Origin of the sequence: Enterobacter sp. BWH64, assembly GCF_001037645.1 — a bacterium.
Lineage (GTDB): Bacteria > Pseudomonadota > Gammaproteobacteria > Enterobacterales > Enterobacteriaceae > Enterobacter > Enterobacter hormaechei_C.
The window spans coordinates 2,344,821-2,365,581 of sequence record NZ_KQ089922.1; the positions used below are offsets into that span (position 1 = coordinate 2,344,821).

Below are 20,761 nucleotides of genomic sequence, written 5' to 3' on the forward strand. Positions count from 1 at the left end.
TGTGTGTAACCACCTTGGTGACTCGTAATGAGGGCGGACATTCTACGGCAAACCCATTGAATCGCCAATCCTTCTCACTTATTCATAAGCTACATTTATTAACGCACAACGATATAAACGTAAAAAGTTCTCGTTTGCGGGATAAAAGTGACCTGACGCAATATTTGCGTTTTGCTGCTTAATGATAATGTTGTCACAAAAAGTGAGGGTGACTGCATGGATAAACTACTTGAGCGTTTCTTACATTACGTTTCGCTGGATACCCAATCTAAGCCGGGGGTCCGACAGGTGCCAAGCACCGAAGGCCAGTGGAAGCTGCTAAATCTGCTGAAAGAGCAGCTGGAGGCCATGGGGCTGGTTGATGTCACGCTCAGCGAAAAAGGGACCGTGATGGGAACGCTACCGGCGAATATTGACGGCGATATCCCGGCAATTGGCTTTATTTCTCATGTCGATACCTCACCTGATTTTAGCGGTAAACACGTAAACCCGCAGATTGTTGAAAACTATCGCGGCGGTGATATTGCGCTGGGCATTGGCGACGAAGTGCTGTCGCCGGTGATGTTCCCGGTACTGCATCAGCTGCTGGGGCAGACGTTAATCACCACTGACGGCAAAACCTTGCTGGGGGCCGATGACAAAGCGGGCATCGCCGAGATCATGACGGCGCTGGCGGTGCTGAAGGGCAAAAATATCCCACATGGCGATATCCGCGTGGCCTTCACGCCGGATGAAGAGGTTGGAAAAGGCGCAAAACACTTTGACGTTGAGGCGTTTAACGCGCAGTGGGCCTACACCGTCGACGGTGGCGGCGTGGGTGAACTGGAGTATGAAAACTTTAACGCGGCATCGGTAACGATCAAAATCGTCGGGAATAACGTGCACCCGGGGTCTGCGAAAGGGGTGATGGTGAATGCGCTGTCGCTGGCTGCGCGTATTCATGCGGAAGTGCCCGCCGAAGAGAGCCCGGAGATGACGGAAGGGTATGAGGGTTTTTATCATCTGACCAGCATCAAGGGGACCGTGGACAGCGCGCAGATGCACTATATTGTCCGCGATTTCGACCGCAAAGCCTTTGAAGCACGCAAACGTAAGATGATGGAGATCGCGAAAAAGGTCGGCAAGGGGCTACATCCGGATTGCTATATTGAACTCATCATCGAAGACAGCTATTACAATATGCGCGATAAGGTGATGGAGCATCCGCATATTCTTGATATCGCCCAGCAGGCGATGCGCGATTGTGACATCGAGCCGGTGATGAAACCGATCCGTGGCGGTACCGATGGTTCACAGCTGTCGTTTATGGGCCTGCCGTGCCCGAACCTGTTTACCGGTGGATATAACTACCACGGCAAGCATGAATTCGTGACGCTGGAAGGGATGGAGAAAGCGGTGCAGGTGATCGTGCGGATAGCGGAGTTAACCGCGAAGCGGTAAAAAAATGCCCGGTGGCGCTTCGCTTACCGGGCCTACAGGAATGGCTTTTGTAGGCCGGGTAAGGCGTAGCCGCCACCCGGCACATGAACAGGGAGTTCAAATGTCAAACTACCGCCGCCACTACATCCCCGGTGGGACCTGGTTTTTCACCGTCAATCTGCAAAACCGCCAGAGCGATTTACTTACTCGCCACATCGACAGCCTGCGTTCCGCTACCGCCACGGTTAAGCGTGCAAAGCCCTTTACCATTAACGCCTGGGTTATCCTGCCTGAACATATGCACTGTATCTGGACCCTGCCGGAAGGAGACAGTGACTTTTCAGCGCGCTGGCGCGACATCAAAAAAACGTTTAGCCGCAACATTGAAATGCGCCACGTCTGGCAACCGCGTTTCTGGGAGCACACTATTCGCAATGAGCAGGATTACCGGCGGTATATGGATTACGTCTACATCAATCCGCTGAAGCATGGCTATGTCGGGAAAGTCGTCGACTGGCCATATTCAACGTTTCATCGGGACGTGCGGGAAGGGTTATATCCGGCAGACTGGGCGGGTGAGATTGAGGATTTTGCGGCGGGGGAGCGGAAGTAAAACAAAGCCGGGTGGCGGCTACGCCTTACCCGGCCTACATTTCGATCGTAGGCCCGGTAAGCGCAGCGTCACCGGGCATTAAAGCGGCTCAGTCCTCAAAAAACCAGTACCCGCTGTTCACCAGCGCGGCCAGCATGGCGAGGAAGGAGGGATCGTCCAGTGCGTCGCCAAAGGTATCCGCAGTCAGCACCATATGGCTGGCAATCGCTTCCAGCGCCGGGCGATGCGGAGAGTCCAGGCGCTCGCCGTTGACGAATACTTCTTCGCCAATGCGCAGTACGCGTAATCCGCCCAGACGAACCAGCTTATCGCCCTGCTGGAGCGCATCATAAATTTCATCTGCCTGATACGGCGGCTCTGGCGGTGCGACGTCCAGTTCGTGACGCGACTGGCTGATAAACTCGCCAAACCACTGTCTGAAGTGCTCCGGTTCGTTGATCAGATCCAGCATCATCCCGCGCAGCTTATCCAGCTCCTCTGGCAGAATATCCGCCGGGTGCTCACGCGCCGGAACGTCCGGATCGCTGTAACGGTAGCTGCCCAGCTCACGCTGTAAAACATAGTCAGCAAATCCGCTGATCATCTCGCGCCCGCTTGGCGCGCGGAAACCAACCGAATAGTTCAGCGAGTTTTCCAGGGAATAACCTTCATGCGGGAAGCCCGGTGGGATATAAAGAATGTCACCTGGCTCCAGCTCTTCATCAATGATCCCTTCAAACGGATCAACCTGAAGCAGATCCGGGTGCGGGCAGTGCTGCTTCATTGGCACTTTTTCGCCCACGCGCCAGCGACGGCGCCCGGTACCCTGAATGATAAACACGTCGTACTGATCCAGATGCGGACCCACGCCGCCACCGGGAACGGAGAAGGAGATCATCAGATCGTCCATTCGCCAGTCTGGCAGGGCGCGGAAGGGACGCATTAAGGCTGCGGTGGGTTCGTGCCAGTTGTTGACCGCCTGCACCAGTAAAGACCAGTTGTTTTCGCCCAGGTGATCGTAGCTTTCAAAGGGACCGTGGCTGACCTGCCATTTCCCGTCCTGGTGGCTCACCAGACGGCTGTCTACCTCGTTTTCCATCGCCAGACCAGCGAGTTCGTCAGGAGAAATAGGGTCGATAAAATTGCTGATCCCGCGTTTAAGAACGACCGGGCGTTTTTGCCAGTAACGTTCAATAAATTCGGGCCAGTTAAGCGTTAATTGATAATCCATATTTTTGTATTCCGCAGGCTCTTACTGAGACGGATTATAACGGAAGCACCGCCCCCTGACTGCGAGATCCGCGTATTTTTCACATTTCGGGTCAACTATCGTTCGATACGGGATGCTGGCGGCCAAAAATGACTTCCATACGGGCACCGCCCAGCAAACTTTCACCGGTTTCAATCTTGCCCTCGTACTGATCGACGATTTCCCTGGCGACGGATAATCCGACGCCCTGGCCTGGCCGCAGCGTATCGGCGCGCTGGCCGCGATCGAACACCACTTCGCGTTTATTACGGGGAATACCAGGACCATCATCCTCAACGATAATATGCAGTTCGTTATCCGTTACCCGCGCGGATACCTCGACAAACTCCAGACAATATTTGCAGGCGTTATCGAGCAGGTTTCCCATCACTTCCATAAAGTCATTTTTCTCACCGACAAAGCTGATTTCCGGTGAGATATCCAGACTGATGTTGACCCCTTTACGCTGGTACACCTTGTTCAGCGCAGAGGTGAGGTTATCCAGCAGCGGGGCTACCGGGTGCAGTTCACGGCTCAACAGGGCGCTTCCGGAACGCATGCTCGCGCGGTGCAGGTAATAGCCGATCTGCTGTGAAATACGGCTGATTTGTTCCAGCATCACCGGCTCGGCGTCATCCACGCTCATTTTCGAACTGCGCATGGAACGCAGGGTACTCTGCATCACGGCCAGCGGGGTTTTCAGGCTGTGCGTAAGGTCGGTGAGCGTGGTGCGATACTTGTCGTAGCGTTCACGTTCGCTTTTCAGCAGTCGATTGAGGTTGCGCACCAGGCTGGTCAGCTCACGGGTGGTCTCCGGGTTGAGCTTCTCGCGGTGATGTTCCTCCAGCTCGCGCACCTCTTTGGCAAGGGATTCAATCGGGCGGAGGCTCCACCATGCAGCAACCCACAGGAGAGGGATCACCAGCAGCAGGTTGGCAGCCAGAACATACACAAACCAGTTCCAGACCATATACGAGCGTTTCAGCTCAACCGGTATGGTATCGATCACCACAATGGTTAACTGCGGCATGTTCAGGGTGGCGGGGTAAAGGTTGATGGCCACAGAGTGGGTCATCTCCGTGTCGTCATCTTCGGCACGGATCTCATTAAGCTTGATCTGTAAGGCGCGATCGTCACGCAGCAGGCTGCTGGTGGAGTTGAGGTCGGCTTCTATTTCATGAAAACCGTTGGTTTTCAGCCATTCCGGACGGATGCGCTTTTTCAACCACGGGACATCGCGCTGGGCCCACAGCAATTTCCCTTTTTCATCATAGATCAGCGCCAGCGTCGGGCTCTGCTGATTCAGGTTTTCCGGCATCTCGACGGTGATTCGGTTGTTCTCCCACTTCGCCAGGGTATAAAACAGGTTACTTTCGCCGCGAAGCAGGCGGAAGGTGGTTTTATCGAAGCTCACGCTATAACCGACCAACGCCACCATCCCGTAAGAGAGCGACAGCACCAGCACGACGGCGGCGGTTGCCAGCAAAAAGCGAACCCGCAGCGAAAGGGGTAAAATGTGGCGCAATATCCCTTTCATTTAGCGTAATTCGAACAGATAGCCCTGACCACGCACGGTGGTGATCACGTCATGCGGGTACTGCGCCTGAATTTTTTTACGCAGGCGACCCATCAGTACGTCAATGGTGTGGCTTTCGCGCAGCTCGGCATCCGGATAGAGCTGAAGCATAAGGGAATCTTTGCTCACCACTTTACCGTTGTTACGGATCAGCGTTTCCATGATGGTATATTCGAATGCGGTCAGCTTGATCACTTCATCATTAATAGAAAATTCGCGGCGAGAGAGGTCCACCTGGAACGGCGGCAGAGAGATAACCTGTGACGCCAGCCCGCTGTTGCGGCGCAGCAGCGCCTGCATACGCGCAGCGACTTCTTCAATATGGAAGGGTTTGGTCACGTAGTCATCCGCGCCAGCGCTCAGGACTTCAACCTTGTCCTGCCAGCCTTCGCGGGCAGTCAGCACCAGCACCGGCAGGGAAACATCATGGCTACGCCAGCGGCGGATAAGGGACAATCCGTCTTCATCCGGCAGCCCTAAATCGACAATGGCGATGTCCGGCAGGTGTTCATTGAGATAATAATCGGCCTCTTTTGCGTCTTCAGCATCGTCCACCTGATGACCCATCTCCTGAAGTTGAACTTTCAGGTGATGACGTAGCAATGCGTTATCCTCAACAACCAGTACGCGCATCATCACTTCTCCCTTTATAAATGGTATGAATAGTTTAACGCTGATTATTCAGGTTGACACCAGCGCGATGAAATTAATGATTTTTTCATGCTTCCGAACACAGAGGGCATGACGCCAGGCGCGGGTAATATAAACGGACTTGTTATCGCAAGCTTCCGCAATCCGGATAAAACAGCCATCCGTTTATGAACTGTTGAAGGCGAGTCGCTTTTTGACAGAACGGCATACCAGTTTTGTAAAGATTGCCCTTTTTTTTGTAAGGATGTTCTCACTATGTCTGTCTTTGTCTACGCTTATTTTATGGTGCGAAATTAGATTTGCATAAGATGTGCCAGAAAAGCAGCATTTTTACACAACAAAACAGCAATATAGCGAGTAAAGAGGATTTTATGGAATGGAAGGTTGTTGAGACTATTGCGAGCCCGGAAAGCGGAACCATTTTTTGCAAAGTTGAAACACAGTATGGCCTGAATTATATCCTGTGGTTAAAGGGAGATTATTACGTTCGTACAGGTGAAATCATCACCACCTCAAACCAGGGGATCCTGATTAACGATCGGCGCCGCAGAGTATGGATAGCGCAGGCAATGCCCTTTACATCCATAGGCTGGATGGGGTTCAAACAGAAAAACGCGTGTCCAGGCAACCGACAGGAAATGGATCGCCCGTGCACGGCTGAAACCCCGTGCCAGTTCAAACTGTGCCCGTTCGGCTTAAAACGGTATATACCGGAAAGTTATTCCACAGCGAAAATTAACAATCAGCCTGACGGCAGGCTTTAATCACGGCAAACAGGGAATGTAATGTAAAAACATCGGCTCGATGATGAAAAGCAGCCCCCTTTCCGGATGGAAAGGGGGAAGGGCGATTACTTCAGCTCGTCAACCATAGTAATGGCGCGGCCAATGTAGTTTGCCGGGGTCATCTCTTTCAGGCGCGCTTTTTCTTCTTCTGGCAGCGCCAGACCGTCGATAAACTGTTTCATACCTTCAGCATCAACACGTTTACCGCGGGTCAGCTCTTTGAGTTTCTCGTACGGTTTTTCGATGCCGTAACGACGCATCACGGTCTGAATCGGCTCCGCCAGCACTTCCCAGTTGTGATCCAGCTCGTCCAGCAGACGGTCGCGGTTAACTTCCAGTTTGCTCACACCTTTCAGGGTGGACTGGTAGGCGATCAGCGCGTAGCCAATACCTACGCCCAGGTTACGCAGCACCGTGGAGTCAGTCAGATCACGCTGCCAGCGAGATACCGGCAGCTTGCTCGCCATATGCTGCAACACGGCATTCGCCAGACCCAGGTTACCTTCGGAGTTTTCAAAGTCGATTGGGTTCACTTTGTGCGGCATGGTGGACGAACCGATTTCCCCGGCGATGGTCTTCTGCTTGAAGTGGTTCAGGGCGATGTAACCCCATACGTCACGATCGAAGTCGATCAGGATGGTGTTGAAGCGCGCAATGCAGTCAAACAGCTCGGCGATGTAGTCGTGCGGCTCAATCTGGGTGGTGTACGGGTTCCACTGGATCCCCAGAGAGGTCACAAACTCTTCGCTGAACTGGTGCCAGTCCACTTCCGGGTACGCGGCGATGTGGGCGTTATAGTTACCCACCGCGCCGTTGATTTTGCCGAGGATCTCAACCTGCTCCAACTGACGATACTGGCGTTCCATGCGGTACGCCACGTTCGCCATCTCTTTACCCATGGTGGATGGGGTTGCTGGCTGGCCGTGAGTACGGGACAGCAGCGGAATGTCGCGGTATTCCACGGACAGCGCTTTCACCGCATCAATGATTTTACGCCAGTAAGGGAGTACTACCTCTTTCCGCGCGGTAGAGAGCATCAGTGCGTGAGACAGGTTGTTAATATCTTCAGACGTACAGGCGAAGTGAATAAATTCAGATACCGCGTGCAGGGCAGGGACGCTTGCCACTTTCTCTTTCAGGAAGTATTCAACCGCTTTCACGTCGTGGTTGGTGGTGCGTTCGATGGTTTTAATGCGCGCGGCATCTTCTTCGCTGAACTCAGCAACGATTTTATCAAGGTAATCGTTTGCCTTTGCGTCAAAAGCAGGAACTTCCTTGATTGCTGTCTGGGCGGCCAGCTTTTGCAGCCAGCGTACTTCAACCTGAACACGGAACTTCAGCAGGCCATATTCGCTGAAGATCCCGCGCAGCGCGCTGACTTTATCGCCGTAGCGTCCATCGACAGGGGATACGGCGGTCAGTGAGGATAATTCCATAATTCGCAACTCCGGGAGGTTAACAATGAGCAAGAATTTGTTTTGCCTGAGTCGTCAGGCGATGACGAGAAAACATTAACTGTAGGCGGCCACCGCCGACCTGTTGCCACAGCACGGCGGCACGGATGCCTGCCAGCAGCGAAGCGCGTACCTTCGCCTGTACCTGTGGGCTTTGCAATACGGCAGGCGAACCGGTGACCTGAATACGCGGGCCGAGCGGGCTAATCACGTCAACGTAGATACCGGCCATCGCGCTGAGCAGGGTCTCAGACTGGAGGTCAAAGTGGTCGAGCTGGCGCTGTAGCCCGGCGATGCGGTCGCCCAGGGTATTCATTGCGCCTTTTGCCGCATTAAGCTTACGTTCCAGTACCATCAGGCTTAAGGTGTAGCGGGTCAGTTCCGCGTTCAACCCCTGACGGTTGCTGGCGTTGAGCACGCCGAGCAGAGTTTCAAGACCGAGACGAAGATTGGTTTCACTGCCGCCAAAGACGCCCAGCGTGGAGCCTGGGTTAAGATCGATAACGCTGTTGAGTGAAACGTGCAGGGCATCAGCGTCGCAATGACCCTGATGCGCCAGCTGTTGCACCAGACGGGCTGACTGGCAAATTCCCGCCAGCGCCAGGGTGATGTCGTAATAGTTCTTCGCCACACGGTCTCCTTTATGTGTGCAAACGGTTTAAACAGCAGGCAGCGGCAGGCGCTGTTCAATGATCCCACCGCCGAGGCAAATTTCGCCGCGGTAGAAAACAGCAGACTGGCCAGGGGTAACGGCGGAAACCGGCTCGTCGAAACGCACGTCAATGCGATCGTCATCCAGTGCGGTTACGGTGCAAGGGATGTCCGTCTGGCGGTAGCGCGTTTTCACTGTGCAGCGCAGCGTGCCTTTCAGCGGCTCGCGATCGACCCAGTGCAGCTGTTGCGCGATCAGTCCAACGGACATCAGGCGCGGGTGGTCGTGACCCTGAGCCACAACCAGAATATTGTTTTCGACGTCTTTGTCGACCACGTACCACGGATCTTCGCTGCCCTCTTTGGTGCCGCCGATTCCCAGACCTTTACGCTGGCCGAGAGTGTGGTACATCAGCCCCTGGTGCTGACCAATCTCGTCACCGTCAACGGTGACGATTTTGCCCGGCTGTGCAGGCAGGTAGCGCCCCAGGAACTCGCGGAATTTACGCTCGCCGATAAAACAAATACCGGTGGAGTCTTTTTTCTTCGCGGTGATCAGATCCAGATCTTCAGCAATCTTACGCACTTCCGGCTTTTCCAGCTCGCCGACCGGGAACAGGCTCTGGGCAATCTGTTCGTGGCTCAGCGTATAGAGGAAGTAGCTCTGATCTTTGTTGCCGTCCAGGCCGCGCAGCAGCTGGCTTTTGCCATTCACATCCGCGCGACGCACGTAGTGGCCGGTCGCAATGTAGTCTGCGCCCAGGTCTTCCGCGGCGAATTCCAGGAAGGCTTTGAATTTGATCTCTTTGTTGCACAGGATATCCGGGTTTGGCGTGCGGCCCGCTTTGTACTCTTCGAGGAAGAGTTCAAAAACGTTGTCCCAGTATTCTGCGGCAAAGTTAACGGTGTGCAGTTCGATGCCGAGCTTATCGCACACGGCCTGCGCATCGGCGAGATCCGCAGCGGCAGTGCAGTATTCCTCGCCATCGTCTTCCTCCCAGTTCTTCATGAACAGGCCCTCCACCTTATAGCCCTGTTGCTGCAACAGGTAGGCGGAAACGGAGGAATCGACACCGCCGGACATGCCGACGATTACTTTTTTCTGGCTGTTATCTGACATGGAATACTCACGACATTGAACTTCAAGGCGGCGTATTCTATCACGCCCCCCCACCATTGACACCCTCTGTAAACGGCCAGTTAAATTCTGCAATGACATCCAGCGGCAGGCGCGCCGCAGACTGCCAGCAGCGGATGCTTTCCGCCACCAGCGGCGAACGCAGGTTTGGCGCGTTCAGGATCTCCTCGGCAGTCACCCACAGGCAGCGATCGATATCGTCGTCGTGCGGTTCAGTGGCGCACGTTTCGTTAAGTTCAACGGCGAATAAGAAGCGCAGGAAAGGCGTCTGGTCAGGCGCTATCCACTGATGCATACGGATAAAATGCTGCGGTTCGGCGCGGATACCCGTCTCCTCCCACAGCTCACGGGCTGCCGCCTGGCGTAAGGTTTCATTGGCTTCAAGATGCCCGGCAGGCTGGTTCCACAGCGCTTTGCCGTTGATGGTCTCTTCCACCACCAGGAATTTCCCCTGCGCATGGACCACGCAGGCGACCGTAACATGAGGTTTAAACATCAGTTCTCCTTAGGGGTAACATCCCGCCATTCCCCGTTTGCCAGCGAGTCCAGCGTGTAGCTGCCCATGGCATAGCGAATGAGTCGCAGGGTAGGGAAGCCCACATGCGCAGTCATGCGCCTGACCTGTCGGTTGCGGCCTTCATAAAGGGTGATTTTAAGCCAGCTGGTGGGAATGGATTTCCGCTCACGAATCGGCGGGTTGCGCGGCCATAGCCACTCGGGTTCATTCACGCGCTCAATACCAGCCGGCAGGGTGGGACCGTCGTTCAGCGTTACGCCGTTACGCAGTTTTGCCAGCGACGCGTCGTCCGGCTCGCCTTCAACCTGCACAAAGTAAATTTTCCCGGTACGCTTGCCCGGCTGAGTGAGCCTGGCCTGGAGCACGCCGTCATTGGTGAGCACCAGCAACCCTTCGCTGTCACGATCCAGACGTCCCGCCGCGTACACTCCCTGAACGGGAATAAAGTCCTTCAGCGTGCTGCGCCCGGCCTCGTCGGTAAACTGTGGCAATACATCGTAGGGTTTATTGAACAGTATGACCCGCGTTGGCTGGGGTTCTGGCGTTCTTCTGGTGGCTTGTCGTGAGCTGAATCGCTCAACCCGGTGTTTTCTAAAAGAAGTTTTCGTCATGGTATTTTCAGGCGTTATCAATTGCCGCATTATAGCCTAATAACGAAGACCTTTCATGGCGTCGGACAATCAGGTACTATCGGAAGGCTCATTACAATTTATTAACATAAGATCAGTAACAACCAGAAGCGCTCGAAGGAGAGGTTAATGGAAAGCAAAGTAGTTGTTCCGGCGGAAGGTAAAAAGATCACCCTGCAAAACGGCAAGATTAACGTTCCTCACAACCCGATTATCCCGTTCATTGAAGGCGACGGTATCGGCGTAGACGTTACCCCGGCAATGCTGAAAGTGGTTGATGCCGCTGTTGAGAAAGCCTACAAAGGCGAGCGTAAAATTTCCTGGATGGAAATTTACACCGGTGAAAAATCGACTCAAGTTTATGGCCAGGACGTCTGGCTGCCAGCCGAAACGCTGGACCTGATCCGCGACTATCGCGTTGCTATCAAAGGCCCTCTGACCACGCCAGTTGGCGGCGGCATTCGCTCCCTGAACGTGGCGCTGCGTCAGGAACTGGATCTATATGTGTGTCTGCGTCCGGTGCGTTACTACCAGGGCACCCCAAGCCCGGTTAAGCACCCGGAACTGACCGACATGGTTATCTTCCGTGAAAACTCAGAAGACATCTACGCCGGTATCGAATGGAAAGCGGACTCTGCTGATGCAGAAAAAGTGATTAAATTCCTGCGCGAAGAGATGGGAGTGAAGAAAATTCGCTTCCCTGAGCATTGCGGCATCGGCATCAAGCCATGCTCCGAAGAAGGGACCAAGCGTCTGGTGCGTGCCGCCATCGAATACGCTATCACCAACGATCGTGACTCTGTGACCCTGGTTCACAAAGGCAACATCATGAAGTTCACCGAAGGCGCGTTCAAAGACTGGGGCTACCAGCTGGCGACCGAAGAGTTCGGCGGTGAACTGATCGACGGCGGCCCATGGCAGAAAATTAAGAACCCGAACACCGGTAAAGAGATCATCATTAAAGATGTGATTGCCGATGCGTTCCTGCAACAGATCCTGCTGCGACCTGCTGAGTATGACGTGATCGCCTGTATGAACCTGAATGGTGACTACATCTCCGATGCGCTGGCCGCGCAGGTGGGTGGTATCGGTATCGCCCCGGGCGCGAACATCGGTGACGAGTGCGCCTTGTTCGAAGCAACTCACGGTACTGCACCTAAATACGCAGGCCAGGACAAAGTCAACCCAGGCTCTATCATTCTGTCCGCAGAGATGATGCTGCGTCATATGGAATGGTTCGAAGCCGCAGACCTGATCGTTAAGGGTATGGAAGGCGCGATTAACGCGAAAACCGTCACCTATGACTTTGAACGTCTGATGGAAGGCGCTAAACTGCTGAAATGCTCAGAGTTTGGCGACGCGATTATCGCGAACATGTAATCCACTCGCTGGGTTAAATGACAACGGGAGCCTGAGGGTTCCCGTTTTTTATGCACACAACACGGAAACAACGCTATGACCCATGATATCCCGCTCAAGTATTATGACATCGTCGACGAGTATGCGACTGAAACGGCGAAACCGGTAGAAGAGGCAGAGCGTACGCCGCTGGCACACTATTTCCAGCTGCTGCTCACTCGCTTATACAACAATGAGGAAATCAGTGAAGAGGCGCAGCGGGAGATGGCTGTCCAGGCGGAGATAGACGAAGCGCGCATTGACGATATTGCGAACTTCCTGAATCAGTGGGGCAATGAATAACGCGTCATCGCGCTGAGTCTGCCAGCAGCCTGGCGAGGTCGTGCCGGGTTAGCGACTTTGAAAAGTACCAGCCTTGTACGAGGGCATCGGGGTATCTCTGCGCGATGAACTGATATTGCGTTTCGCTTTCAACCCCTTCAAAAACCAGGGTTTTGTGCAGTTTAGCGAGCGCGTCGCTGAAGATCACCAGGATATCCTGTTTATAGTGCTCGCTGATGCCGTCCACTAACGACTTATCCACCTTGATTTCGTCATATTTGAGATTTGAGAGCCTGGCCAGATTAGAGTTTTGCACACCAAAATCGTCTATTGAAATTTTGACGCCTGCCGATTTAAGCTCCTCACAAAACACTTCAAGGATGGCCGAGGTGGAAACGCCATTCTCAGATAACTCAACTTTGATTAACGATAAGGGAATCGCGTTCTCTGAGCATGCATAACGTAATACCGCCAGGAATTTGCCGTCTTCAATTTCCGTCCGGCCAACGTTCAGTGAAATCATTAACTGATGTTCAGCGGCCAGCGCGGCAATTTCCGCCAGGGATTTCTTTATCATGTTCTGATAATAAACGTTATACAGGCCAATTTTTTTAATTAACGGGATAAACAGCTCAGGAGAAACCTCTTTGTGATTGTTATCCTGCCATCTTGATAACACTTCAACCCCGACGATTTTCTTATCAGCAACCCGAATAACAGGCTGAAAATGAACGCTGATGGTATTCGTTTTTACCGCTTTGACCAGCGTTCGTTCCAGAGAACGTCGGTCTTCATAAAGTCGAAGAGAAAACAGCGTCAGGGATACCCAGATAAAGTATAAAAACAAGCACAGAAGCACCATCACTACGTGGGAGAGCGAAGCCAGTCCGGCATCATGGTGTGTGACGGTAACGCACAAATCCCAGCGTGTACTGCACTCTGTCACAGCCAGCGTAAATAACAGAGACTGTAAGCGGCTGAAGTTTTCTGATGGCGGCGTAACGGTGAAAAAGGTGCGGCCGAAATCTTTAGTGGAAGAACGAAGCGAATAGTTGGCGGTAACGGGGGCAAATTTATCGTAGGCTGAACGGGAGGTGAAGATAATAAGGTGGTTATAGATTGTTGCATTGCCGACAAAGAAATCTTTCTGCGAAAACTGCGCCAGGCTGAATCCGTTCTGGGTATTATGCAGCTCAGAGGGAAGGGCGATGGGATTTGCCAGCTTGCCCCAAAACGCGGTGCAGGTGATTTTCCCCTTTTCAATAAACCCCACATCGGCGAAATAGAGACTTCGCATCTTTAATTTTCGGTAGACGTTCAGACTGGCGCTATCGCATCCCTGCGCGGAGGTATTTTTAAGCGTACTGGCGATATTTTGCGTTAACTCTTCAGAATAGCTTAAGAGCGTGTGGGAGATCTCCCTCTGCCGGTTCTTTTGCTGCTCAGCGATAATGGCGTTAACCGCATACAGCGACAGGACGACCATAAAGGTTGAGATGATAGCAACGGCAATGGCCTTCTTCATTTTCCTGTTGTCCCACCACGTCTGAGGTGCAGGGATCTTAACACAGGTCATAAAAGCTACAAGTATGAGAGTTGAGGCTGCACGGAATCGAAAGGAAAGCCACCATGCCAGGCTCCTTTCATCTCAGAACCACTCAAACCGTGTTGAGAGCAGTAGCAGTAACGTACTGGCAGAAACAAGATTAAGGCAGATGACAAACTTGCTTGATACGTTCATGTTATCAACGTTTTTGTTGTTCAGTAGCCACAGAGAATAGCGTTTCACCTCCACTGAAGAAACGCCAGATTTTGGTGGGTTCGGGCAAAAAAAAGCCCACTCAAGAGTGGGCAAGAAATACTGGAAGCAATGTGAGCAATGTCGTACTGAATACCTGAGTGATTTGCTCAACTATTCAGTAATGAGAAAGATAATCTTTCTCAGTAAAAGATGCAACCCCACGATGAGTGTGGAACGGCATTTTTTTACTGCTCATATTTTAATCAAACAAACCGTGTGATTCTTATCACAAATTTCCTTTCTCAGATCCTGTGCTATCCTTTTCTGTGTCGTTGATTTAATGACAAAAACCATACAGAGAGGAAAGCTATGGGAATTTTATCCTGGATTATCTTTGGGCTGATTGCGGGGATCCTGGCGAAGTGGATTATGCCGGGCAAAGATGGCGGCGGTTTCATCGTCACGATCATTCTGGGGATTGTGGGTGCAGTCGTCGGTGGCTGGATCAGTACCCTGTTCGGCTTTGGCAGAGTTGATGGCTTCAACTTCGGCAGCTTTGTCGTCGCGGTGATTGGCGCGCTGGTTGTTCTGTTTATCTACAGAAAAATCAAAAGCTAAATCTGACCTGTGTTAAAAAAGGCTGCCTGACGGCGGCCTTTTTACTTTGGGCGTTACCACCAGCCTAACTGCGTACCGGCGACGGCCACGATGGCGACAATCAACATGATGATGGTCGTTTTTCTCATTTAAGCCCCCGGCGCGGCGTAACCGCCAAGGAAAAACCAGCCTAAAAACACCACCGCTGTGATAAAAATAACCACCGGAAAGAGGATCCCTATTCTCATGCCATCACCTGTTTGAGTTTGTATAAGGCCGTAGAGTGTACGGTTTTAATCTAACGCGACAAAGCCTGTTTTGCTTTTTCCTTTTTTATCCTGATACATCGCGAGGTCTGCGGTGCGCAGGGCGCTATCTTCATCCGTGCTGTGAGGATCAACAATAACGACGCCAAGGCTTGCGCCGGGATAAAGAATAGTGGCATTGCCTAACCCGTATTCGCCCGCAATAAGACCATTGAGGCGGGTTTTGATTGCGTTGACCTCTGTACTGGCGTCGCCATCATCGCTGTGACTCAGGCTGGCAACCAGAAATTCATCGCCGCCGAGCCGGCCAATAATCTCATCCTGCGTTTGCTCGTGAGTCAGCCGCTTGCCGACCTGTACGAGGAAGCGATCGCCCGCCTCATGCCCGTACTGGTCATTGATTCGCTTGAAATCATCGAGGTCAATAAAGGCCATCATGACGTTGCGGTTAAGATGGCGCGCCAGTGAGAACAGGGTGGTAAGGTTTTCAAAAATGGCGCGACGATTCGGCAGGCCGGTGAGGGCGTCGGTGTAAGAGTGAGCAATGAGCGCCGCATTTGCTTCGCGAAGCTGAAGCACAAGCGACTCTTTCTGAATGTACTGACCAATTAAACCGGCAAAGAGTCTGATCACCTGCTCGCCACGCTCGCTGAACTGTTTCTGTGCGGTGCTGGCAGCGCAAAGCGTGCCATACAGAGAACCGTCAGCCAGGTGAACCGGCACGCTCATATAGGTTGTAATGCCCAGTGCTTTGGCCGCTTCACACTCCGGCCAGCGGTCGGGCACCTCGTTACTGAACAACGTGTCGCTGTCGATGGCGCGCTTACACAGTGTTTCGTCCCAGGGCACGCTGAACCCTTCCGGGATCTGCATTTGCTTGCTGTTACGGGCATATAAAATGTGCTGCAAACGCGCATTGATATCGACTTTCGTCAGGTAGGTTGATTCCATATCCGTCACAATTTCCAGCATTTCCAGTAGCTGACGCACCAGACTGTCGAGAGATTGCTCAGTGGAGAGGGTTTCTGAAACACGGGCAAGAATGATATCTGACATGAGGCAGGATGACTCCCATGCAGAAGACCTCTGTATCTGCATGTTATGCTGAAAATATAGACTCCGGTCATAGTAAAACATGAACAGGATTAATTTTATAGATTCTTCTGAAGGCAGATGAGGGGAAGACTAAAAAAAGCCCCGATGTTGAGATCGGGGCAAAACATCTTGATTACGGAATGATGTTCTCTGGTCAGTGTGAGAACAGGCATCACTATAAGGGGGAATCGTGCAGGTTTAATGGAGAAATCATGGAGAAAACGGCGATGACCCGTTACTCTGACATTTTTACACCCTGAAGGATCATGATAATGAAATATCTTCTCCTGGCGCTGGTTTTACCGCTGGCCGCCTGCTCAACAAAGACAACCCCTCCTGATGCGCCTCAACCGCCGCACGCTATTGGTATGGCAAACCCGGCGTCAGTGTACTGTCTGGAGAAAGGGGGAGAGCAAATCCCTGTTCAAAGCCCGCAGGGCGTACGTACCGAGTGCAAATTGCCAGACGGGGAAGTGATCGATGAATGGGATCTCTACCGCCGCGATCACCCGCAACCGACCAGATGACAACGGCAATAAAACTGCGATACACTTCTCTTTAGGATTATTCTTAGCCAGTTTCTGGCAGTACTTTTGCGAGAAGAAGTATGTTTCAGTTAAAACCGGGCAGCATGGCGATGATCGTGGGTGCGCGTACGGCGGCAGGCCGTCGAAATATCGGTAAATCCGTCGAGCTGTTTGGACTTTGTCAGCCGGGCCAGCGTTTTGTGAACCCGGTTAACGGCGTCATGACGCAATTACCCGCCACGTCAGCGCGTGCGCTGTGGCTGGTCACCGGTGATGTTTACGCCTTTGATAATCAGCACGGTTTTGCGTTTGTTCGCCCGGAACATCTGATGCCGCTTACTCCCGACGAGATGCCACACAACGTGGATGAGCTGGCGATCGGTTAATCACAGTTTACGCAGCCAGTCCGCCAGTACCTGCGCGTGATTCTGCTCCGTATTTTTCGCCCCATAGAGTAGCGTCACGGTCTGCTGTTTGGCGAGAGCCGCCAGGCGTTTGCCTTCATCCGGATGTTGCGCCAGCTCTTTACGATAGGCTTCACTGAACGCGGTGAAATCTATCGTTTCACTGTGAAAAGCTTTTCGCAGTTCGCTGGACGGCGTTAGCGCTTTACACCACTCGTCACAGGCGAGGTCGGTCTTTTTTATCCCTCGCGGCCAGAGTCTGTCGACCAGGATCCGGTAACCGTCTTTTGAGGTCGCCTGCTCATACACGCGTTTACATTGAATCATGGGTCCTCCTCATTTCCTTACGACGTTCTGCAAGAACACTATAGCACCCGGCTTTTATCCACCCAATTTAAGGTATTGTGATAATTGCAAAAGATCGGTAGTCTGAGGTTCCTTATGTTATCTGAAAATCCTCCGGCATAAGGAATCTCTGATGGAACTCTCCCCGGTTAAAACGACGCTGCGCATTGCGCTGGTTGGTGATTACAATCCCGATGTTATTGCGCACCAGGCGATCCCGCTGGCGATTGACGACGCCGCTGCGGTTCTGGAGCTCACCGCTGATTATGACTGGCTCGCCACGCCTGAGCTGACCAGCCCCGAAGACCTGGTCGGGTACGATGCCATCTGGCTGGTACCGGCAAGCCCGTATAAAAACACCGAGGCGGCGTTTATTGCGGCCCGTTACGCGCGTGAGAACAGCATCCCCTTTCTCGGCACCTGCGGCGGGTTCCAGCATGCGCTGATTGAGTATGCGCGTAATGTACTGGGCTGGCACGATGCAGGCCATGCCGAAACCGACACCGAGGGAAGGATGGTAATTGCGCCGCTGACCTGCTCGCTGGTGGAAAAAACCGACGCGATCGAGCTGCGGAATAACACGCTGATTGCTAAAGCGTATGGCAAGCCGGAAATTCAGGAGGGGTATCACTGCAATTACGGAGTCTCACCTGAGTTTGCCGACCAGCTTGAGCGGGGCGACATGCGCGTAACGGGCTGGGACGAGCAGGGCGAGATCCGCGCGGCAGAGCTGGTAACCCATCCTTTCTTTGTCCTCACCCTGTTCCAGCATGAGCGGGCCGCGCTGCAAGGGCGCCCGGTCGTGCTGGTACAGGCCATGCTGCGGGCGGCGCAGGGATAAAAAAAGCAGACCTCCGGGTCTGCCTTGAATGTCAGCGGGGTGTGATCTCCCGGTCACGCCCGGCAAGCATACCGCATAACGCCATCACCACCGCGGCCAGCGCGCAGGCGAGCAGCGGAATGCGCCAGTCTCCGGCGGTATCATGAATTTTCCCCATCAGCGGTGGGCCACAGGCCGCCAGAAGATAGCCAATCGACTGTGCCATGCCGGAGAGCGCCGCGGCCTGATGGGCCGAGCTGGCGCGCAGCCCGATAAACGTCAGGCCGAGGATCATGGTGGCGCCGGAGCCAAAGCCAAACACCAGCGTCCAGACGACGGCCAGCCCCGGCGCGAACCAGAACCCGGCCGCGCTGACGGCGCACATCAGGGCGACTAGCCCGGCAATGCCACGCTGATCGTTAAGACGGTGCAGGATCAGCGGAATGGCGAGACCGGGAACCGCGGTTGCCAGCTGGAGAAGCCCGTGCATGGAGCCAGCCTGCGTTTCGCTGTAGCCATGGCTAAGCAAAATCGCGGGTAACCAGCCGATAATGACGTAGTAAATCAGCGAGTTAATGCCCAGAAAAAGCGTCACCTGCCAGGCGAGCGCCGAGCGCCAGATAGCCCGATTGTGCAGCGCGCCCGCTCCGGTCAGGGTGGCGGCCGGCTTCTGGCGCCATTGCGGTAACCACAGCAGCAGCGCCACCAGCGGGAAGAACATCAGCATCAACAGCGCCCCGTGCCAGCCACCACTCCCCAGCGACAGCGGGACGATCAGCGCCGACCCTGCGGCAGCAGCGGCTCCCATCGTCAGCGAATAAGCCCCCGTCAGTTTTGCGACCTGGCCCGGAAAATCACGTTTGATTAAGCCAGGTAGCAGGACATTGCCCAGCGCAATCCCACAGCCCACGATCGCCGTACCGATAAATAGCAGCGAGGCCGACGGCAGCGAACGTACGCCAATCCCGATGCAAATCAGCAGCAGAGCGATAAAAAGGCTGCGCTCCATGCCCAGGCGCCGGGCGACGCCTGCGGCAAGGGGAGAGATAAAGGCGAAGGCCAGCAGAGGCAGCGTCGTGAGCAGGCCGGTTTGCGCCGTGCTTAAGCCATAGTCCTGTCGGATGGTATCGAGCAGGGGGGCGACACCGGTAAAGGTGACGCGCAGCGTCGTGGCAATCATCAGGATGCCTGCAATCAGCAGCGCACCCTGTTTCCCGGAAGGTTGAATAGCAGTAGTCATTATTGTCTCTTACGTTCAGGCGAGCGCATACCATACCGATTTAAGTCGTGGTTGAAATCAGGCTAAAATGACAGTTTATCGCTAATATCGGACAACTTTATGTACGGACTGGGGCTCGATGGCTACGATCCCGATAGCCAGCACGACGCGGCGGTGGCCTTTCGCATCCGCGTGGTGGCACAGGAACAATATATTCCGCTGCATCAGCACCGCAAAGGGCAGCTGATTATGGCGCTGGGTGGCGCGATCACCTGTGAAGTGGAGAACGCGATGCTGATGGTGCCGCCCCAGTATGCGGTGTGGATCCCGGGACAAACGCCGCACAGCAACAAGGCGACGCCCGGCGCGCAGCTCTGTCTGCTGTTTATTGAACCCGGTGCGCTCGAATTGCCGACGCGTACCTGTACGCTGAAAATATCGCCCCTGGTGCGGGAGCTGGTGCTGGCGCTTGCGGACAGGTCACGGGAGGAACTGCCTCTTCCCGCTACCGGAAGGCTGGTTGACGTCCTGTTTGATGAACTGCCCCTGCAACCGCAGGAGCATCTACAGCTGCCGGTATCTCCGCATCCAAAAATTCGCCTGATGAGTGAGACCATGGCAAACGAACCTGCCGCCTGGCAGACGCTGGCGCAGTGGGCCAGCCACTTTGCCATGAGCGAACGCAATCTGGCGCGGCTGGTGGTGAAAGAGACTGGCTTGAGCTTTCGCCGCTGGCGGCACCAGCTCCAGCTGATTGTCGCATTGCAGTTTTTGATCGGCGGAAAGTCGGTTCAGCAGGCGGCGCAGGCGCTGGGGTATGACTCCACCACCGCCTTCATCACCATGTTTAAGAAAGGACTGGGACAGACGCCCGCTCGCTATATCGCCAGCCTGACTACGACTTCCCGATAAACAGCGAAACCAGTCCGGCAGCAATCAGCGGGCCAACCGGCACGCCACGAAACAGCGCCACGCCTAACACGGTGCCCACCAGCAGCCCGGCCACCAGTGAAGGCTGGCTGCTCATCAGCGTCACGCCGCGCCCGCCAAGCCATGAGACAAAAACGCCCACCGCAATCGCCACCAGCGATTTCCAGTTTACAAAGGAGTGCAGCAGCGTTGAGGCCGGTAGCGTTCCGCTGGCAATCGGGGCCATCACGCCGATGGTCAAAATAATGATCCCGATGGTAAGCCCCTGTTTTTCTATCCACGGGAAGAAGGTATTCAACGGTGTGACGCGAACAATGATCAGGACCAGAATGGAAATCGCGACGGTGGTGTTGTGGCTGACAAAACCCAGAGCAGCCAGGGTCAGAAGTATGAGCAGAGTAGGGTCGAACATGACGGGATCCTTGCCAAAAATAGTAAGCCTGCTTACTTTACGCGCAAACGCGACGGCAGGCAGG

General features: G+C 54.0%; 26 protein-coding genes. 10 read left to right on the forward strand and 16 right to left on the reverse strand.

The genetic code is table 11. The features are described from left to right. Positions 1-216: 216 nt before the first annotated feature. The gene (gene pepT / locus SK50_RS11165; protein WP_006809220.1) at positions 217-1,440 is read left to right on the forward strand and encodes a peptidase T; all 1,224 of its coding nucleotides are present in this window, start codon (positions 217-219) and stop codon (positions 1,438-1,440) included. A 100-nt stretch (positions 1,441-1,540) separates the two neighbouring features. Then, the gene (locus SK50_RS23695; RefSeq protein WP_017693623.1) at positions 1,541-2,032 is read left to right on the forward strand and encodes an REP-associated tyrosine transposase; all 492 of its coding nucleotides are present in this window, start codon (positions 1,541-1,543) and stop codon (positions 2,030-2,032) included. An 88-nt stretch (positions 2,033-2,120) separates the two neighbouring features. On the opposite strand, the gene SK50_RS11175 is transcribed toward SK50_RS23695, so the two are convergent. From SK50_RS11175 to phoP, 3 genes are all read right to left on the reverse strand, one after another. Next, positions 2,121-3,242 (reverse strand): ribosomal protein uL16 3-hydroxylase, encoded by a 1,122-nt coding sequence (locus tag SK50_RS11175; RefSeq protein WP_017384706.1) that lies wholly within the window; start codon positions 3,240-3,242, stop codon positions 2,121-2,123. 91 nt (positions 3,243-3,333) lie between these two features. Beyond that, complete coding sequence (phoQ, locus tag SK50_RS11180; protein WP_015570801.1) at positions 3,334-4,797, reverse strand: two-component system sensor histidine kinase PhoQ; 1,464 nt, start codon at positions 4,795-4,797, stop codon at positions 3,334-3,336. Then, positions 4,798-5,469 carry a two-component system response regulator PhoP gene (gene phoP, locus SK50_RS11185; RefSeq protein WP_026094318.1) on the reverse strand — a complete coding sequence of 224 codons (672 nt, stop codon included), beginning with the start codon at positions 5,467-5,469 and terminating at the stop codon, positions 4,798-4,800. A gap of 389 nt (positions 5,470-5,858) precedes the next feature. Here phoP and SK50_RS11190 point away from each other — a divergent pair, with 389 nt between their 5' ends. Further along, positions 5,859-6,251, forward strand: a complete 393-nt coding sequence (locus tag SK50_RS11190) for a hypothetical protein (protein WP_168928031.1) — start codon at positions 5,859-5,861, stop codon at positions 6,249-6,251. 86 nt (positions 6,252-6,337) lie between these two features. Here the strand turns inward: SK50_RS11190 and purB are convergent, their stop codons facing one another. From purB to rluE, 5 genes are read right to left on the reverse strand one after another with little or no spacing between them, the layout of a single operon-like run. Next, complete coding sequence (purB, locus tag SK50_RS11195; RefSeq protein ID WP_023305884.1) at positions 6,338-7,708, reverse strand: adenylosuccinate lyase; 1,371 nt, start codon at positions 7,706-7,708, stop codon at positions 6,338-6,340. Positions 7,709-7,727: 19 nt separating this feature from the next. Further along, on the reverse strand, positions 7,728-8,357 hold the full coding sequence (gene hflD, locus SK50_RS11200) for a high frequency lysogenization protein HflD (protein ID WP_006809213.1): 630 nt from the start codon (positions 8,355-8,357) through the stop codon (positions 7,728-7,730). A 27-nt stretch (positions 8,358-8,384) separates the two neighbouring features. Then, on the reverse strand, positions 8,385-9,497 hold the full coding sequence (gene mnmA, locus SK50_RS11205; RefSeq protein ID WP_032667904.1) for a tRNA 2-thiouridine(34) synthase MnmA: 1,113 nt from the start codon (positions 9,495-9,497) through the stop codon (positions 8,385-8,387). A gap of 40 nt (positions 9,498-9,537) precedes the next feature. Beyond that, positions 9,538-10,011, reverse strand: a complete 474-nt coding sequence (locus SK50_RS11210) for an NUDIX hydrolase (protein ID WP_032619915.1) — start codon at positions 10,009-10,011, stop codon at positions 9,538-9,540. Next, on the reverse strand, positions 10,011-10,673 hold the full coding sequence (gene rluE / locus SK50_RS11215; RefSeq protein ID WP_017693618.1) for a 23S rRNA pseudouridine(2457) synthase RluE: 663 nt from the start codon (positions 10,671-10,673) through the stop codon (positions 10,011-10,013). The genes SK50_RS11210 and rluE overlap by 1 nt, the downstream gene beginning before the upstream one ends. 117 nt (positions 10,674-10,790) lie before the next feature. On the opposite strand from rluE, the gene icd reads away from it, so the two are divergent. Together icd and SK50_RS11225 are read left to right on the forward strand one after the other, a co-directional pair. After that, positions 10,791-12,041, forward strand: coding sequence for an NADP-dependent isocitrate dehydrogenase (icd, locus tag SK50_RS11220; RefSeq protein ID WP_003857898.1), 1,251 nt, complete (start codon positions 10,791-10,793; stop codon positions 12,039-12,041). A gap of 75 nt (positions 12,042-12,116) precedes the next feature. Continuing rightward, positions 12,117-12,362: a YmjA family protein gene (locus tag SK50_RS11225; RefSeq protein WP_022650806.1), complete on the forward strand. Its 246-nt coding sequence runs from the start codon at positions 12,117-12,119 to the stop codon at positions 12,360-12,362. Positions 12,363-12,366: 4 nt separating this feature from the next. Here the strand turns inward: SK50_RS11225 and SK50_RS11230 are convergent, their stop codons facing one another. Further along, positions 12,367-13,866, reverse strand: a complete 1,500-nt coding sequence (locus SK50_RS11230; protein WP_017693617.1) for an EAL domain-containing protein — start codon at positions 13,864-13,866, stop codon at positions 12,367-12,369. Between the two features lie 123 nt (positions 13,867-13,989). Then, complete coding sequence (gene yncL, locus SK50_RS23850) at positions 13,990-14,082, reverse strand: stress response membrane protein YncL (RefSeq protein ID WP_071524166.1); 93 nt, start codon at positions 14,080-14,082, stop codon at positions 13,990-13,992. A 369-nt stretch (positions 14,083-14,451) separates the two neighbouring features. Between yncL and SK50_RS11235 the strand changes: the two genes are divergently transcribed. Then, positions 14,452-14,700 (forward strand): GlsB/YeaQ/YmgE family stress response membrane protein, encoded by a 249-nt coding sequence (locus SK50_RS11235; RefSeq protein WP_003857896.1) that lies wholly within the window; start codon positions 14,452-14,454, stop codon positions 14,698-14,700. Between the two features lie 53 nt (positions 14,701-14,753). Here SK50_RS11235 and yoaJ read toward each other — a convergent pair whose 3' ends face one another. Genes yoaJ through SK50_RS11245 form a run of 3 tightly spaced genes read right to left on the reverse strand, consistent with a single transcriptional unit; the run spans position 14,754 to position 16,001 of the window. After that, entirely contained in the window at positions 14,754-14,828 is a 75-nt protein-coding gene (gene yoaJ, locus SK50_RS24275; RefSeq protein ID WP_015570794.1) for a protein YoaJ, read from the reverse strand. Continuing rightward, complete coding sequence (locus SK50_RS23860) at positions 14,829-14,927, reverse strand: YoaK family small membrane protein (protein WP_015570793.1); 99 nt, start codon at positions 14,925-14,927, stop codon at positions 14,829-14,831. A gap of 45 nt (positions 14,928-14,972) precedes the next feature. Next, the gene (locus SK50_RS11245; protein ID WP_045344202.1) at positions 14,973-16,001 is read right to left on the reverse strand and encodes a sensor domain-containing diguanylate cyclase; all 1,029 of its coding nucleotides are present in this window, start codon (positions 15,999-16,001) and stop codon (positions 14,973-14,975) included. Between the two features lie 311 nt (positions 16,002-16,312). Between SK50_RS11245 and SK50_RS23705 the strand changes: the two genes are divergently transcribed. Both SK50_RS23705 and SK50_RS11255 read left to right on the forward strand, forming a co-directional pair. Next, entirely contained in the window at positions 16,313-16,567 is a 255-nt protein-coding gene (locus tag SK50_RS23705; RefSeq protein ID WP_045341642.1) for a putative hemolysin, read from the forward strand. An 80-nt stretch (positions 16,568-16,647) separates the two neighbouring features. After that, on the forward strand, positions 16,648-16,953 hold the full coding sequence (locus tag SK50_RS11255) for a hypothetical protein (RefSeq protein ID WP_015570790.1): 306 nt from the start codon (positions 16,648-16,650) through the stop codon (positions 16,951-16,953). Here SK50_RS11255 and SK50_RS11260 read toward each other — a convergent pair whose 3' ends face one another. Then, the gene (locus SK50_RS11260) at positions 16,954-17,298 is read right to left on the reverse strand and encodes a DUF488 domain-containing protein (RefSeq protein ID WP_015570789.1); all 345 of its coding nucleotides are present in this window, start codon (positions 17,296-17,298) and stop codon (positions 16,954-16,956) included. It abuts the gene before it with no gap. 151 nt (positions 17,299-17,449) lie between these two features. Between SK50_RS11260 and SK50_RS11265 the strand changes: the two genes are divergently transcribed. Then, positions 17,450-18,157 (forward strand): CTP synthase C-terminal region-related (seleno)protein, encoded by a 708-nt coding sequence (locus SK50_RS11265; protein WP_045344203.1) that lies wholly within the window; start codon positions 17,450-17,452, stop codon positions 18,155-18,157. Between the two features lie 31 nt (positions 18,158-18,188). On the opposite strand, the gene SK50_RS11270 is transcribed toward SK50_RS11265, so the two are convergent. After that, positions 18,189-19,376 carry a CynX/NimT family MFS transporter gene (locus tag SK50_RS11270; protein WP_017384696.1) on the reverse strand — a complete coding sequence of 396 codons (1,188 nt, stop codon included), beginning with the start codon at positions 19,374-19,376 and terminating at the stop codon, positions 18,189-18,191. Between the two features lie 99 nt (positions 19,377-19,475). On the opposite strand from SK50_RS11270, the gene SK50_RS11275 reads away from it, so the two are divergent. Next, a complete protein-coding gene (locus tag SK50_RS11275; RefSeq protein WP_017384695.1) occupies positions 19,476-20,267 on the forward strand; it encodes an AraC family transcriptional regulator in 792 nt (263 codons plus the stop codon). Here the strand turns inward: SK50_RS11275 and SK50_RS11280 are convergent. Beyond that, positions 20,251-20,697 (reverse strand): DUF441 domain-containing protein, encoded by a 447-nt coding sequence (locus SK50_RS11280; protein ID WP_017693614.1) that lies wholly within the window; start codon positions 20,695-20,697, stop codon positions 20,251-20,253. The two genes, SK50_RS11275 and SK50_RS11280, sit on opposite strands and share 17 nt — an antisense overlap. Between the last annotated feature and the right edge of the window lie 64 nt (positions 20,698-20,761).

What these genes read in the sequence shown, in the direction of transcription:
- pepT (WP_006809220.1), top strand. Translation starts at nt 217, where the DNA reads ATGGATAAACTACTTGAGCGTTTCTTACATTACGTTTCGCTGGATACC.
- SK50_RS23695 (WP_017693623.1), top strand. Translation starts at nt 1,541, where the DNA reads ATGTCAAACTACCGCCGCCACTACATCCCCGGTGGGACCTGGTTTTTC.
- SK50_RS11175 (WP_017384706.1), bottom strand. Translation starts at nt 3,242, where the DNA reads ATGGATTATCAATTAACGCTTAACTGGCCCGAATTTATTGAACGTTAC.
- phoQ (WP_015570801.1), bottom strand. Translation starts at nt 4,797, where the DNA reads ATGAAAGGGATATTGCGCCACATTTTACCCCTTTCGCTGCGGGTTCGC.
- phoP (WP_026094318.1), bottom strand. Translation starts at nt 5,469, where the DNA reads ATGCGCGTACTGGTTGTTGAGGATAACGCATTGCTACGTCATCACCTG.
- SK50_RS11190 (WP_168928031.1), top strand. Translation starts at nt 5,859, where the DNA reads ATGGAATGGAAGGTTGTTGAGACTATTGCGAGCCCGGAAAGCGGAACC.
- purB (WP_023305884.1), bottom strand. Translation starts at nt 7,708, where the DNA reads ATGGAATTATCCTCACTGACCGCCGTATCCCCTGTCGATGGACGCTAC.
- mnmA (WP_032667904.1), bottom strand. Translation starts at nt 9,497, where the DNA reads ATGTCAGATAACAGCCAGAAAAAAGTAATCGTCGGCATGTCCGGCGGT.
- SK50_RS11210 (WP_032619915.1), bottom strand. Translation starts at nt 10,011, where the DNA reads ATGTTTAAACCTCATGTTACGGTCGCCTGCGTGGTCCATGCGCAGGGG.
- rluE (WP_017693618.1), bottom strand. Translation starts at nt 10,673, where the DNA reads ATGCGGCAATTGATAACGCCTGAAAATACCATGACGAAAACTTCTTTT.
- icd (WP_003857898.1), top strand. Translation starts at nt 10,791, where the DNA reads ATGGAAAGCAAAGTAGTTGTTCCGGCGGAAGGTAAAAAGATCACCCTG.
- SK50_RS11225 (WP_022650806.1), top strand. Translation starts at nt 12,117, where the DNA reads ATGACCCATGATATCCCGCTCAAGTATTATGACATCGTCGACGAGTAT.
- SK50_RS11230 (WP_017693617.1), bottom strand. Translation starts at nt 13,866, where the DNA reads ATGAAGAAGGCCATTGCCGTTGCTATCATCTCAACCTTTATGGTCGTC.
- yncL (WP_071524166.1), bottom strand. Translation starts at nt 14,082, where the DNA reads ATGAACGTATCAAGCAAGTTTGTCATCTGCCTTAATCTTGTTTCTGCC.
- SK50_RS11235 (WP_003857896.1), top strand. Translation starts at nt 14,452, where the DNA reads ATGGGAATTTTATCCTGGATTATCTTTGGGCTGATTGCGGGGATCCTG.
- SK50_RS23860 (WP_015570793.1), bottom strand. Translation starts at nt 14,927, where the DNA reads ATGAGAATAGGGATCCTCTTTCCGGTGGTTATTTTTATCACAGCGGTG.
- SK50_RS11245 (WP_045344202.1), bottom strand. Translation starts at nt 16,001, where the DNA reads ATGTCAGATATCATTCTTGCCCGTGTTTCAGAAACCCTCTCCACTGAG.
- SK50_RS23705 (WP_045341642.1), top strand. Translation starts at nt 16,313, where the DNA reads ATGAAATATCTTCTCCTGGCGCTGGTTTTACCGCTGGCCGCCTGCTCA.
- SK50_RS11255 (WP_015570790.1), top strand. Translation starts at nt 16,648, where the DNA reads ATGTTTCAGTTAAAACCGGGCAGCATGGCGATGATCGTGGGTGCGCGT.
- SK50_RS11260 (WP_015570789.1), bottom strand. Translation starts at nt 17,298, where the DNA reads ATGATTCAATGTAAACGCGTGTATGAGCAGGCGACCTCAAAAGACGGT.
- SK50_RS11265 (WP_045344203.1), top strand. Translation starts at nt 17,450, where the DNA reads ATGGAACTCTCCCCGGTTAAAACGACGCTGCGCATTGCGCTGGTTGGT.
- SK50_RS11270 (WP_017384696.1), bottom strand. Translation starts at nt 19,376, where the DNA reads ATGACTACTGCTATTCAACCTTCCGGGAAACAGGGTGCGCTGCTGATT.
- SK50_RS11275 (WP_017384695.1), top strand. Translation starts at nt 19,476, where the DNA reads ATGTACGGACTGGGGCTCGATGGCTACGATCCCGATAGCCAGCACGAC.
- SK50_RS11280 (WP_017693614.1), bottom strand. Translation starts at nt 20,697, where the DNA reads ATGTTCGACCCTACTCTGCTCATACTTCTGACCCTGGCTGCTCTGGGT.